Genomic DNA, 13,098 nt, shown 5'->3' on the forward strand with positions numbered 1-13,098 from the left:
AGGAGCAGCTTCATTTCTGATTGCTTCGTTGATTCCTTCTAATTAGACGGTAGGGATAGTTCCTCCATCAATGACATATTCAGCGCCCGTAATTGAGGCGGCACGTTCTGACGCCAGAAAAGCGACAAGTTCGCCAACCTCTTCCGGTAATCCAGGTCGTCCAACGGGAATTCCTCCCAATGCATCCATGACCGATTGGAGTGCGCTTTCGAAGCTGCCTGTTACCTGCGCGATATTCTCCATCATCGCGTCTGCTGCAGTCGTTTGAATAAAGCCGGGAGCAACGCGGTTTACACGAATGCCTTGTGGAGAGAATTCTTTTGAAAGGCTTTTGCTGTAGTTGCTTAGTGCCGCCTTTGCAGCTGCATAAGGAATTGTAGATTCAACCAGGGGCAATACCCGCTGGATGGATGAGATATGGATGATGACTCCCTTCCTTTTTTTGAGCATCAACGGGAGCAGTCCCCGATCCAAGCGTACAGCAGCCAAAAGATTCAAGTTTAGTGCTTCGAGCCAATGTTCGTCACTTGCCGCAAGAAAACCTCCCGGAGGTGTGCTGCTCCCCCCGACGTTATTGACGACGATATCGATCGTGCCGAACCGCTCTTTAACGGCTTCGACGACCTTTGCCGTTCCTTCCATTGAGGATAAATCAGCTTCCACGAACCGTTCCGGATCAGCCAGGTCCGCCGGCACAGAACGCGCTGTTGTCATTACCTCAGCACCAGCCGATGCAAATCTTTTTGCTATAGCTTCCCCCATCCCTTTTGTACCGCCGGTTACCAGCACTTTTTTGCCTTGATATTCCGTCATTGGATTTGCATAAGTTACAGCCATGTTGTTTCCTCCTGAGCATAAATGATTGGGTTGGTTAGAAATCAAGAACGCCGCTTGATACAGTGAACGTCCCCTGAGAACAACCTTATTGTAAGCTTGACGGACCTCAGCGTCTAATTTATAGTTTTCATTAAATTTATGAATAAAATTTATATAAGCGGGTGCCAAGATGGAGCTGACACAACTCGAATACTTTTTAACCGTTGCCCGGCTGCAGCATATGACGATGGCTTCGAAGGCATTGAATATTACTCAACCAGCCTTAAGCCACGCGATTGCCAAGCTGGAGACCGAACTGGGAGTTCCCCTTTTCGAGCGAAACGGCCGGAATGTCGAATTAAATCGCTATGGAAAAATGTTCGGCAGATGGGTTGAGACGGCCTTAAACAACATCCAAAACGGCATACAGGAAATTGAGGAGTGGTCCAATCCCGAAACGGGTGTGATTCACATCTCCTATTTGAATATTTTGGGCGTGGATTTGGTCCCTTCTATGGTTCGGGATTACCAGGTTCATCATCCCCAGGTCCGTTTTGAACTGTACCAAGGAGATCACGGGGATATCGATGAGTATTTGGATAAGGGTACGGCGGACATGATGATCACTTCGAGGGAAACGACGCTGGACAATCATGAGTGGATTGTGATCCGCAAATTACCGCTGTTTATCGTTGTTTCCGCAGATCACCCCTTTGCAAGCCGCTCCAGCCTAAGCTTGTTTGAATTATCCGGTGAGCCTTTTGTGGGACTCAAGAGAAATTGCGGCCTTAAGGCGACCATCACCTCCCGTTTTCAGCATACGAATTTTGAACTGGCCTCCACTTATGACGCCGAAGATTTGATTACCGTCGCCGGTTTTATTAAAGCGGGTCTGGGCGTGTCGGTGCTGCCGCAAACATTAGGGCTTATGTTAGACGGTCTGGTATGGATCCCTATTCAGGAGGAAGGCTGGGATTGGGAAGTCGGGCTGAAGTGGCGAAAAGACCACTATTTATCGCCAGCTGCCAAGAGGTTTATTGAGTATATGGATACAGCATCCAAGTGAAGGACGTTGTTGATGGATCAGAAAAAAGATACCGCGATGTGCACGGTATCTTTTTTATCGTTTTTTATTCGCCGGCTGCTTCAAATGTCGTGACAATTTCGTACATCCCCGGCTCAAACTTCGCTATTTTCAAAGCTTCCTGCAGATACGGAAGCGGCCTAGGGTCATTTCGCATGGCTTGATAATCCTCTGCGCTTCTCCATTGGGAATACATCGTAACTTTCGTTCCATCCGTACCTCGATGGAGAATACATGTTATAAATCCTGGGGCGTGTCGGACGGAAACATTCGTTGCGTCGGTCAGCAGTTTGATCAGCCGTTCCTGATTTGCCGGATCAACGGTAAATACATTGATCAGTGTCAGAACCTGGTTATTCCATGATATTTGAGTCAAGATGTCAACTCCCTGTTGTTATAAGTGGATTCGCTTATATCATGACTCCGGAAGCGCTTGAATCATGCGCAAAACCTCCGGATCCAATTCTTTTGCCCGGTAGTCCGTGGACAGGCTAAGTTTCTCCCAACGCTTGGTTTCTTCCAATTTGCCCTTATCTACCGCGTTCGCAATCGCAACGGCATCGCTTCCGAGCAGTAAGCGGAGCGGCGGGTTATCTTCATTAACAATAGAAATGATCGCTTGCGCAGCTTTATCCGGATCACCGTTCTCCCTGCCGGTAGTCTCCCGGGCATGCTTCAAATGGTTACCGACCGTGTCCTTATAATCGTCGATAGGCTCGATATGCTTCATTGATGAACCTGCCCAATCGGTACGAAAACCGCCCGGTTCGATCAGCGTAACCTTTACACCAAGGGGGCCAACTTCTTTGGAAAGCACCTCAGAGAAGCCCTCTACCGCCCATTTTGCCGTTTGGTATGGTCCTAGACCGGGCGCGCCGATGCGGCCGCCGATCGAGGAGAACTGGACAATATGTCCGTGACCCTGCTCTCTCAGGTGCGGCAGCGCTGCTTTCGTTACGTTAATAACACCCCACAGGTTCGTTTCCAATTGAGCCCGGAAGTCATCCATCGGAGTTTGTTCAATCGAAGAGATATTGCCGTATCCCGCATTATTCACAAGTACATCCAAACGCCCAAACGTTTCGAAGGCGGCTTGCACGGCAGCCTCAGCCTGCTCGAACCGGGTTACATCCAGCTCAACGATGTGGACTTGGCTGCCATATCGTGCTGCAAGATCGGCGATTTGTTCTGTATTGCGGGCTGTTGCCACCAACTGATCTCCTTTTGCCAGTACCGCTTCTGCAAGACTGCGTCCAAATCCCCGGGAACTGCCTGTAATCAGCCAAACTTTACTCATATCAAAAATGCCTCCTCAACATAGGTTTGGAATGTTTGTTCCAAAACAAATATAACTCAGACATTTTCGTAAGTCAAGAGTTTTTGGAATATACATTCCATTCGAACAAGTTTGACTCTATTTACAATCCGAAGGTTAGATCACTGAAATTGTTCTGTAAACATGATGAACGGTAAGTTCTTAAAGTGTGGAAGGCTGGATCATTCCCCTGTTTTATTGTATTACAATCCACATAGTAGATAAGGAAAATAAGAAATATGGAATATAAATTCCAATCAAGTGTTTTGGTTTCAAAGTACTGATATTGCCCAGATTGGAATATACATTCCGATTCTCAGCACTTTGTGTTCGCCGGAAACGACACGGTAAAGTCCCCAAAAAGAGCCGATGTGGATAACAGATGAGGGCAGCTGAAGTTATATTTGATAAGAAATTCATGAATCGGAGGAGTCAAGACAACATGAAAACAGCCTTTTAAGGACCGCAGCGTCCAAAAAGGCTGTTTCTACACGAGTATAGCTTTCCATGAGGCTTCCAGCACTTGCTGAACCTGGACCTCGTCTAATGGATATTTCTGAATATAGTACCCTTTCACGATGGAAGAAATGATCCCATGGATGAGCTGATGGCATAAATGGGGGTCCATCTCTTTCATGATTCCCTGCTTCTGACCCTCAACGATCAAAGAAATGACCACGTCACTCGAATGGAGGGCATCGCCCATGTTCCGCAGCTCCGGCGAAATATACGGGGAGAAGGAAAAGCTGTCGATAAACAGAAACTCTTTGGGTGAATCGATGCCGAACTTCAACCTGTTCAGCTGCAAGCATTTAAATCGTTCATACAGACTGGCATCCGGGTTATAACCGCGAAGGAGGTACTCCCCCATATGTGTCCGCGCTTCTTTGTAAACCGCATTCACCAACTCTTCTTTATTGGCAAAATAGTTATATACCGTGCCGGAACCTACGTTGGCTTTCTTGAATATTTTGGAAAAGGTTACCGACTGCAGCCCCTCTTCATGGATCAAATCCAGCGTGGCCGCCATTATGTCCTGCTTCTTGCTCATGTATTCCACCTCTTGAAACAACATTAGTACGGGCTTGAGGGAGATGTCAAGTTCACACCACCTAATAACGATGTTGTGCGGCATGACATGATTGCCGAGAAGGGTCAAGATGTATGTCGGATATCCGAGATTCCTCATATTGTTAAACGAAAAAAAGGCCGCAGTTTATGCGGCTCTTAAAGTGTGCTTTTCTTGACATCAAACTAACAGCGATTATCGATATCCAGAGGCATCTGCTGGTTTGCCTGCCTCCTGAACTTCTACAAGGTACCGCCAGCAGTCTGGCTGCGAACCGTCGAGGTCCGTGAAACCATAGACTTTTGCGAGCTGACCGCTTGACAAAGACTTCCCATTCCACCGGGCAGCTTCCGGATCGCCAGCTAATGCTGCAACCGCACGGCCTACATAACGCGGAGATTCCGATATGATGAAATGGGGTTCCTTTTCGGCAGCATCACGCCAGTTTTCTTCCTTCACACCGAAATGATCCAGCATGATTTCAGAACGCATCCAACCCGGCGTCATGGCCACCGCGGTACACTGATAGGGTGCGAGTTCATGCGCAAGTGATTGTGCCATACGAATGACTGAGTTCTTGACTAAATCATAGAACATCGATATGCGGTAATTTTTATAATTGTACTCAGCGGTACCATCCGTCATTTCGACCACCAGCCCGTTCTTATTTCTGATCAACAACGGCAGTGCAAAGTGGCTTGTAATCAAATGCGTGTCGATGCCAAGGCGAAGCATACGAAATCCACGTTCAAGGGAGTGGTCCCATACAGGCACATTCCAGTCTGCCAAATTTTCAGCGCCCCATACGTCATTGACCAGAACATCCAATCTTCCCTGTTCTTTTTCAATACGGGCGATAAGGGCCTGGACCTGTTCAGGCTGGAGATGATCGACTTGAACGGCTATTCCTTGTCCTCCCGCAGCAGTTACCAGTTCTGCCGTTTCCTCAATCGTTTCAGGACGGTTGTATTCGGATCGTTGTTGGCGCGTCGTTCTTCCTGTGACGTATACGGTTGCCCCCGCTGCCCCTAATTCGACAGCAATGCCTCTGCCGGCGCCTCGTGTTGCTCCAGCGACCAAAGCAACTTTTCCACGTAGTGGTTTCATATGACGAATCACTCTCCTATCGTTGATCTAACGTTCAATGTCCATGATATATCCCAATTACGTCAAACCTTGTCGTATATAAAAGAAGAATTTCGCATGAGACGAACTACATTGTCGCCAGGAAGACATCATAACATTCGGCCAAAAAAACAGCCGCAGCGTACGGCGATTCACGCCGAAGCTCTGCGACTGCAATCTTAGTCTTCTATATTAATTGCCATTTTCGTCGGCCGAAGGACCATAGAGGCCTGGTACCGGAATATCGAGAAGCCGCAAATATACCCCGAGCTGCGCCCGGTGATGGATCATATGGCTTAATCCGAAAGTACGGAGAGCGTTGGCACGAGGTTGGCGAAGGATGATATGGTCGCCGTTACGCAAGGTCCACTCCTCGCCAAGTGCTTGTTCGTCACATTCGTCTAACAGCTGTTCCAGCTTGACGACGTTTGCATCAAATTCATCCAGGATGTCCTGACGGCTTGTCAGAGCTTCCCGCCGAAGCGGCACGGTCGATAAATCCAATTCCGGGCTAAGAAAAATCGCGACCTGCCAGTTCAGCAGGTTGATCAGGTGCGTGGTCAGTCCGCCAAGCGTCATCGATTTCTCATGCGGCTTCCATGTCATATGCTCCTCGGGCAGGCGCTCCAGGATGCGGCGCGTAATGGCCAACTCATGTTTTGCATCACCGATAATCAATTGTTTTACCATGAATTCCCTCTCCTTTCTTATAAGACAAGCATACTATAACACCCTGTAAGAGGAAAGGTGAGAGTAAAAAGCGGGAAAGAGCTCTTGGCTCCTCCCCGCACATTCGTTTTTATTGATAATCCGAATTCCAAATCCGGGCTTTATAGAAGGCTCCGCCTGTAACGAGACGCTGATCTGCCGGCTGGTACAAGTCAACCGCATCCGTGGTCCAAGTATACTTAGTTCCTTCCTTCTGGTTGGTCATCACCACTTGCCCGGAAGGCTGGTTGCCTACACTTTTCACCCAATGGTGATTGATCTCAGCGGCCCCCGGATAATCTTCAGACCAGGAATCCGTGGATTTACTATACTGATACACCTGCGTATTAGAGGTCACCCACAACTTGTCGGTATCTCCATAGACCGCAAAGAGGTCGTGGCCCCAATTGGTGGGCAGCCGCTTTCTGTGAACTTCCTCCAGAATAGGCGCTGCCGGTGTTCCTTTCACTTTCAAGGCAATTAAGTCGTAGTCGCCGACGGCCCACAGTACGTCTTGAGCCGGATCCCACAGCACGCCGTGCGCACCAGGCAGTGAAAATTCGGTATACGTTGAAGAATCGGCTCCCTGCGAAGCCGTATAGACCCGCACCCAACCGCCGGCACTCGCCGCAACCGCTACGTTGCCGTCCGGCAGCAGCTCGGCTGCATGCGGGTTGCCGCCTACGATGACGCCCCATGCTCTGCTGTTGCCGGAAGGATACGGAACAAGCGCTGCAAGCCCTCTGGAGTCGGTCACGACCATAAATTTGCCCCCCGTTGTACCTTCCCGCAGCTTCACGTCGGATGGCAGACCCCAGCCTTGCAGCAGTCCGCCAAAACCGTTTTTATCCGTGGGCGCCCAAGACCATTTCAGTGCGTTGGACTGGTTCCAGTCTTCCTTCTCGGGATCGTAAACACGAATTTCCTCCGAACCCTGATCCGTCACGGCAATCCAATAATCCTTGTGCAGACCGGGATTGGCTGAAGCATGGTGATTCACCATCGTGAACGTTACCGCGGTCATCATCAGAAGCAGCAGGCGGGACTTAATGCTGAATTTTCGAATACTCATGTTTATAACCTCCTCATGGGTTAGAACTTGCGTCAAGGATATGGTGCCAATTAACTGTGATGGCCTCCGGATCCGGGTTTCTGACTTCATGCATCATGGGTCCCCGGTAGCCTGCTGCAGCAAATGCATTAAGGATTTCATTCCATTCCAGGTTACCTGTTCCCGGCATCCAATGCTTTTCGTCCGTTCCGTCATTATCCGAAATATGCGTCGTCACAATCCGGCCGCCCAGCTTCTCAATGAAGTGCTGCGGTTTTTCCTTAAATAAATGATTGACGTCACAGCATACGCCGAGCTCCGGATTCTCTTCGGTCAAATACTCCATTTCATCCGCCGAATGCCCGAGACAAGTGCGCGGGAGGCACTCCGCCGCCAGACGAAGCCCGCTAGCGGCCGCTTCTTGAGCAAGCAGAGCGAGCGTTTGTTTGGAAGTTTTTAAACGGAGTGCTCTTTCTTCCGGTGGAACCGGCTCCCAGCTAGGGTGGTATACCAGCGTCCCGATCCCCCAGTCCGCAGCATAACGGAACAGATGCCGGACTTTGGCGACGACTTGTTCCAGGGTATCCTGATCCAGACTGGACGGGTCCCACGCCGTGCCGAAAGGAATGTGCAACGACCAGACGTCGATTCCAAGACGCCGGGCAGCGGCTACCACCTCATCACACTTCATTTTGACTTCCGGATCGAAAATATCCAGCGGCTGCCACGTCAGTTCGATGCACTGGATCCCAGATTCGGCCGCTTGTTTCAAATCGATCGGGTTGGCCAGGCTGTACGAGGTGCCCAGCTTCCAATTTCCCGGTTTGCGGTTCATGCATTTCCCTCCCGATCCAAACTCGTTTCAGAATTTCCAGCAGCGGGGCATGACAGACGGAAAGCTCCACCCTGCGGCATACTGCAGCTGCTGCCATCTGGCATAGCAACGAGAAGCGGCGTACCTTCCGGCGATTCGCCGGAAATATGAATGGCGCCGTCATCGATGAACCAATTCACTCGAACCATTCCTTTTGGGGTTATCGCTTGCCCCCGCATATCCTGCAGCGACAAGCAATGGGGTTCGATCCGGATCGTTTCCCAGCCGGGTGCTCCGGGCTTCACCCCCAGCAAACAGCGGGTGAATTCATACAGAGGCAGGGCGCCCCAGCCATGACAGTCACTGCGCTGCATGAAGGGGTCCTCGGGCCAGGTGGTCAGGTTCAGTTCCAACAGGTCCCGCCACGGCTTCCACATCTGCTCCGTCTCTTCGTATAGTCCTACCTTCTCTATCGCCCTGAATAAATAAAAAGACATCGCATACGAGCACTGCAGCAGATCATCCCGATCCATCATCCGCCGAATTAACTGCCGTCCCTGCTCTCCGGAAGCGAGGCCGGTCAGGACGGCCCAGATTTGGGCGTGTTGGCTGTACTGTTCGCATTCGGGACCTTCACGGTACAATCCTGAAGATTCCGACCAACATAACTGCTGCAAAGCCTGGAGCACATGCCCGGCCCGCGCCTCATATTCGTCTGCAACCTCAAAGCGATTCCCGAGTCGGCTTAATCTTGCCGCGGACTGCAGCGCATAGACATACAGGAGATTATGGATCGTAGAAGGACCGGTAAGCGTCGCCGTCGGCGCGCCGTGCAGTTCATCCCATGCTTCGACCCAATCGATAAATTCCCAGTAGCCTAACCGGTGTACGAGCCCCTGCGGCCCGAGCTTGCGGTCGTACCAGTCCAGAACCGAGTCGATCGTAGCCCGGTAACGCACGGCAACCGACGGATCACCGGTTTGCCAGTAATAATCTTCAACCATGAAAATCCAATGGAGCGAAAAGGCAGGAATGACCTGCGACTCCATGCATGGATACCGCGCTTGGAGAATCCCCTCCGGCAGAAGTGAAGCATGGTAATCGTCGATCGCCCGCAGGGCTAGGCGGGTGTCCCCGCTGACGGCATAGGTGAAAAGAATTTGCAGCCGGGTATCCATGGCATACTGTAATTGCTCGTAATAAGGGCAATCTTCATAGGTTTCATGCATGCATCGCTGCAGTGTTCTGACGCTTACGTCCCATAATGGACGAATCCAGGCGGTGGAGGACACAGCCGATGATTGGACATTCAACGGATATCCCGTTTCCCGGATCTCCGGAGAGTCAATGACCAATGGCTCGTCACAGGTCTCCACCTCAATTTGCATGAAGCGGAAGGTCCGGAACCAGAACGGCTCGTAAGTCTCCCTGCCGCCTGATGGAAGGTACACATCCTGCTGCCCGATCAGTTCATACCGCTTTGCATCGTCCCGCTTGCCCTTTAGCGGGAAGCCGCCTTCCCGGTGCTTGGAAAAGCTTTCAGCGTACAACAGTGTAACCCGGCTGTCCTGCCCGCCTGACAAGGGAAGGATGATATAACCTGTCATAAGCTCGCCAGCGTCAAGAACCACCTTCCGCTTGGAATGCGGGGGGATGACAGCCGGCTGGGGCTCCGCTGCGCCTTCAATGAACGAAAACAGCTCACCGTTCCCTTTCATTACATCAACTTCACTCCTGAACCGGCGACTCGTCTCATAGAGGAGCGGGATGGGACGCTCTATCAGCGGAAACGGCGGAATGATGCCGTAAGGTCTGCCGTCCGCCTTCCATCTTCGGATAGGAATATGCCATTTCCCGTTCTCCGTACTCCCCGGAAGGTTCCAGTGATGAGGCAGCCGCGCGCCATCGACCCGCTCCATTCCCCCCATAAAATGGGTGGGCCCATACGCTTCCCAGGAAACCGCGTCATCCAAACAGACCAGCCATTCGTCCCCAGGCTTACCTGTTGCAAGATCCGCCAATATTTCCCCGTCTTCCGCAACGCAGCGTCCGCTGGCGATCAGGCAAGGGCCTGCTGCGTTGGACGTTACGCTGAAGGGTCCTCCCCAGCCTGGCGGCTGTGCTTCATACGGGCTGTATGCCACCACTTTTACGGCAAGGACGTTGTCGCCTGCAGTCAAATATGAGCTTACGTTAATCGTTTCGTAGTAATGACGCCAGCGATCCCCCTTGCAAGGACCTGAAAGAACGGCTTGCCCGTTGATCCATAAGCGGAAGCGGCTGTGGGCGCTGATTGACAGCACAAGCGTGGCCGGTTTGACCAGTGAAAACGAACGGCGGAAATAGGCAACCTCGTTGCGTGCAGCGTAATGTTTATTTACGTGATCTGCATCCGAGCCCCGGGCAGATAACCACCAAGCGTCCGTAAGTTTACTGACGATATCCATTGCGTTCACTTCCAATCGATATGATGGAATTCCAGCCGAACCGGCCCGAGAAGCCCGCCATCCTCCGGGACCGAGAACTGTTCACGGCGCTCTTTCCAATCCGGGCCCGCGTCCTCGAGTACTTCCGCCTTGCTCATGCGGTTCGATACGACATTGGTTACGCATACCTGAAACCGATTCAAGCCGGGGGCCAGCCATGGCATCACATCAAAGCGATATGGCGGAACAAAGCTGAATCCGGCTGATGTGCCGTTCACCTCCACCTCCGCAATTTCCTCCACCTGACCGAGATCCAGAATAACCCGGTTCAAAGCCTCCAGCTCGGACGGCGGTATATCCATGGTCCAGGAATATGCAAGTGTACCGGAATAAGAAGGATCCAAGCGGAGCCACGGCGGTAACCCGCTCCTCGCTTCTCCCTGCCAGTCAAAGTGAATCTGCGCGCTGTCTATATCGATGACGCCGTGTTGCTGCCCGCTGCGGATATAGGCCGCCGGAACGGGACCCTGCACTTCTTCCTGGACATCGAGCACAGACGGAATCAGAATCAGCGAACGGTAAGGCGGAATCCGCAGGTGAAATTCCCGCTCATTAGCTGTGTCTGGTGAAATCCGTGACCGCAGATGCCATCGTTCGCCAGTCAATGGCTCCCAGGCATGCAGGGCGTTTACATCCGGTTCCCCTGGCAGGCGGATCCATCCGTCAACAACGGTTTCTACATCTTCATTGCTGACCATCCATAGAGATTGGTCCTCCCTTATCCGGTGAAGGATGCGCAGGTTCTCCCGGCCGCTTCCTTCAAAAGAGAGCTGCGCTGATATACCGCTGTGGCGAAGCAATTCCGGCAAATCGGACGGGTCGCCTGCCAGATGCATGCCCGGCCCTGACAGAAACGGTGACAGCGGCATTGCTTCCTGCTTACGTTTCAACACCCCAATCGGTTGACGATTTACAAACACCACGGGAACGCCCGACTGAACCACCTCATGAAGCTTATGAAGCAGCATTTCCGTTACGACCTCCATCCCGGGAACAACGACCGCTGCGTAGCTCTCGCTACGTATCTCCAGCCGGCCCCCGGCGATTCGGGACAGCAGCAGCTCATCCTGTGGTACGAGATCGTAGTCGTATTGATTCTCCTGGAGCACCTGCTGGACATCCTCGATCGGGATCGATTCGCCGGCATGGCCGAGAGCCCCTGGATATAGAAGCAGCAGCGATGCGACATGCTTGCCTTCGCGAAAAAAATAAGAGAGCCGGTTCACATACTGGATATAGGCCGGAAAATAAGGCCATTGCGGATTTAGTCCCCCGTCATAGAAATAAGGCGGGCAGTCCAGATCGGGCCACTTCGGGTTAAAAGCATGCAGTATAAAATGATTGATCCCCCGCACGGCCTGCCAATCGGTCAGCCACTTCATCATTCTGAGGCCCAGATGCCAGCCGTAGGCCCCAAATGTCTCCGACATGGCCAAATCGTCTTTCAATCCATAGATATGGGCGGCGGAGCTGGCCAGCTTAGGCAGCCCCCAGTAATCCCTATTCCGGTGGCCCGGAATAATCTGGTTGCAAACGACGTCAATCCCGCCTTCATCTGCAAACCGGGAAACTTCAAAAAAGTCGCCCGGTCCCTCCGTGGTCCGCTCATGGAACATGTACCTTTCCCCATGATTCGGGCTCGCTTCGTGTTCGTACCAATGCCCGATATATTTCAGCCCATGATTGCGACACCATTCGTGAATCGGTCGGCAGTACGTATCCGCGTATGCTTTATTCAGAAAATCATAGTAATCGTAAATGAAATATTCGCTGCCCTTGCTCTCCCCTTTCAACCATAATGCCGGCAAAAATCGTATCGGATCGTATCCTTTCGCTTCAATAAACCGTCGACGCAGCTCATAGCCCCAAGGTATTTCCTGTTCATGATTGAAATAAGCCGGTTCGTCAAAGAAAAAACCTCGGACCGGATTGCCGAAATACGCCCCGACTTCTCTTTTCGACGATTCATACACACGGTCAATGAAAGCTTGCACGGCTCCCGGGTGAAGGGGATCGATGTAGTTATCGGCCTTATCTTCGATGACAAAGCAGACGATCCACTCTCCCGAAGGGACGTCCCAGTGGATGCCGTGCACGATCCCGTGCATGTGCGGTGAATCGGGGCGGTGCAGGCGTTCGGTCAAATCAACACCCTGCTCGTAACCGATCACCCCTTCCGACATCGGGTAGGCAAAGACGCTCATCACAACGGACCGGCTCCGGTGCGTCCATGGAGGCATCAGGCTTACCCGGTTCAGCGGCCCGCGGTAGCGTATATATTGGAGGCGGATCGACGAGCGCCGAAACGCCGGGTCGAGCTTCTGGATCGTATTACCGGCCACGCCGCTCGGATACCATTTTTCATCGAACAGGTAGGCACTTACCCCGGCTTCCCGGCACCATCCCAGAATCAGCTTCAAGTCCGACCACCACTTCGGCCCAAGATAGTCCCAATGGGGTCTCGACTCCAGCGTCAGCTCTCCGATTCCCGACCCGACGGCCAAGTCGAATGTCTTCCGGAGCTCTTCAGGACTTTCCGTGCCATGCAGCCAAAATAAGGTTCCCGTCAACTTCGGAGGCTCCAGAAAGTGATGGCTCCATGAATCAGGTACACGCATGTTCGTTGTCAT

11 protein-coding genes are annotated in these 13,098 nt (G+C 52.0%); 1 reads left to right on the forward strand and 10 read right to left on the reverse strand.

The genetic code is table 11. From position 1 onward, the window contains the following. Window positions 1-42: 42 nt before the first annotated feature. Entirely contained in the window at window positions 43-837 is a 795-nt protein-coding gene (locus MKY74_RS23085) for an SDR family oxidoreductase (RefSeq protein ID WP_076164533.1), read from the reverse strand. Window positions 838-1,006: 169 nt separating this feature from the next. Here MKY74_RS23085 and MKY74_RS23090 point away from each other — a divergent pair, with 169 nt between their 5' ends. After that, window positions 1,007-1,882 carry a LysR family transcriptional regulator gene (locus MKY74_RS23090; RefSeq protein WP_076164531.1) on the forward strand — a complete coding sequence of 292 codons (876 nt, stop codon included), beginning with the start codon at window positions 1,007-1,009 and terminating at the stop codon, window positions 1,880-1,882. 64 nt (window positions 1,883-1,946) lie between these two features. Here the strand turns inward: MKY74_RS23090 and MKY74_RS23095 are convergent, their stop codons facing one another. The 9 genes from MKY74_RS23095 to MKY74_RS23135 all read right to left on the reverse strand — a co-directional run bounded on the left by MKY74_RS23095 (window position 1,947) and on the right by MKY74_RS23135 (window position 13,098). Next, complete coding sequence (locus tag MKY74_RS23095; protein ID WP_076164529.1) at window positions 1,947-2,276, reverse strand: putative quinol monooxygenase; 330 nt, start codon at window positions 2,274-2,276, stop codon at window positions 1,947-1,949. 39 nt (window positions 2,277-2,315) lie between these two features. After that, a complete protein-coding gene (locus tag MKY74_RS23100) occupies window positions 2,316-3,197 on the reverse strand; it encodes an oxidoreductase (RefSeq protein ID WP_076164527.1) in 882 nt (293 codons plus the stop codon). A 505-nt stretch (window positions 3,198-3,702) separates the two neighbouring features. Then, window positions 3,703-4,266: a TetR/AcrR family transcriptional regulator gene (locus tag MKY74_RS23105; RefSeq protein WP_076169224.1), complete on the reverse strand. Its 564-nt coding sequence runs from the start codon at window positions 4,264-4,266 to the stop codon at window positions 3,703-3,705. 213 nt (window positions 4,267-4,479) lie between these two features. Further along, entirely contained in the window at window positions 4,480-5,391 is a 912-nt protein-coding gene (locus tag MKY74_RS23110) for an SDR family oxidoreductase (RefSeq protein ID WP_076164526.1), read from the reverse strand. A 210-nt stretch (window positions 5,392-5,601) separates the two neighbouring features. Further along, the gene (locus MKY74_RS23115; RefSeq protein ID WP_076164524.1) at window positions 5,602-6,099 is read right to left on the reverse strand and encodes a DinB family protein; all 498 of its coding nucleotides are present in this window, start codon (window positions 6,097-6,099) and stop codon (window positions 5,602-5,604) included. A gap of 109 nt (window positions 6,100-6,208) precedes the next feature. Next, on the reverse strand, window positions 6,209-7,189 hold the full coding sequence (locus MKY74_RS23120; protein WP_076164522.1) for a DUF6528 family protein: 981 nt from the start codon (window positions 7,187-7,189) through the stop codon (window positions 6,209-6,211). Window positions 7,190-7,202: 13 nt separating this feature from the next. Continuing rightward, window positions 7,203-8,003 (reverse strand): sugar phosphate isomerase/epimerase family protein, encoded by an 801-nt coding sequence (locus tag MKY74_RS23125; RefSeq protein ID WP_076164520.1) that lies wholly within the window; start codon window positions 8,001-8,003, stop codon window positions 7,203-7,205. Then, window positions 8,000-10,429 carry a family 78 glycoside hydrolase catalytic domain gene (locus tag MKY74_RS23130; RefSeq protein WP_076164518.1) on the reverse strand — a complete coding sequence of 810 codons (2,430 nt, stop codon included), beginning with the start codon at window positions 10,427-10,429 and terminating at the stop codon, window positions 8,000-8,002. Before MKY74_RS23130 ends, MKY74_RS23125 begins: the two co-directional genes overlap by 4 nt. 5 nt (window positions 10,430-10,434) lie before the next feature. Then, window positions 10,435-13,098 (reverse strand): glycosyl hydrolase, encoded by a 2,664-nt coding sequence (locus MKY74_RS23135; protein WP_076164516.1) that lies wholly within the window; start codon window positions 13,096-13,098, stop codon window positions 10,435-10,437.

Origin of the sequence: Paenibacillus sp. FSL R5-0378 (assembly GCF_038009285.1) — a bacterium.
Taxonomy (GTDB): domain Bacteria; phylum Bacillota; class Bacilli; order Paenibacillales; family Paenibacillaceae; genus Paenibacillus_AQ; species Paenibacillus_AQ favisporus.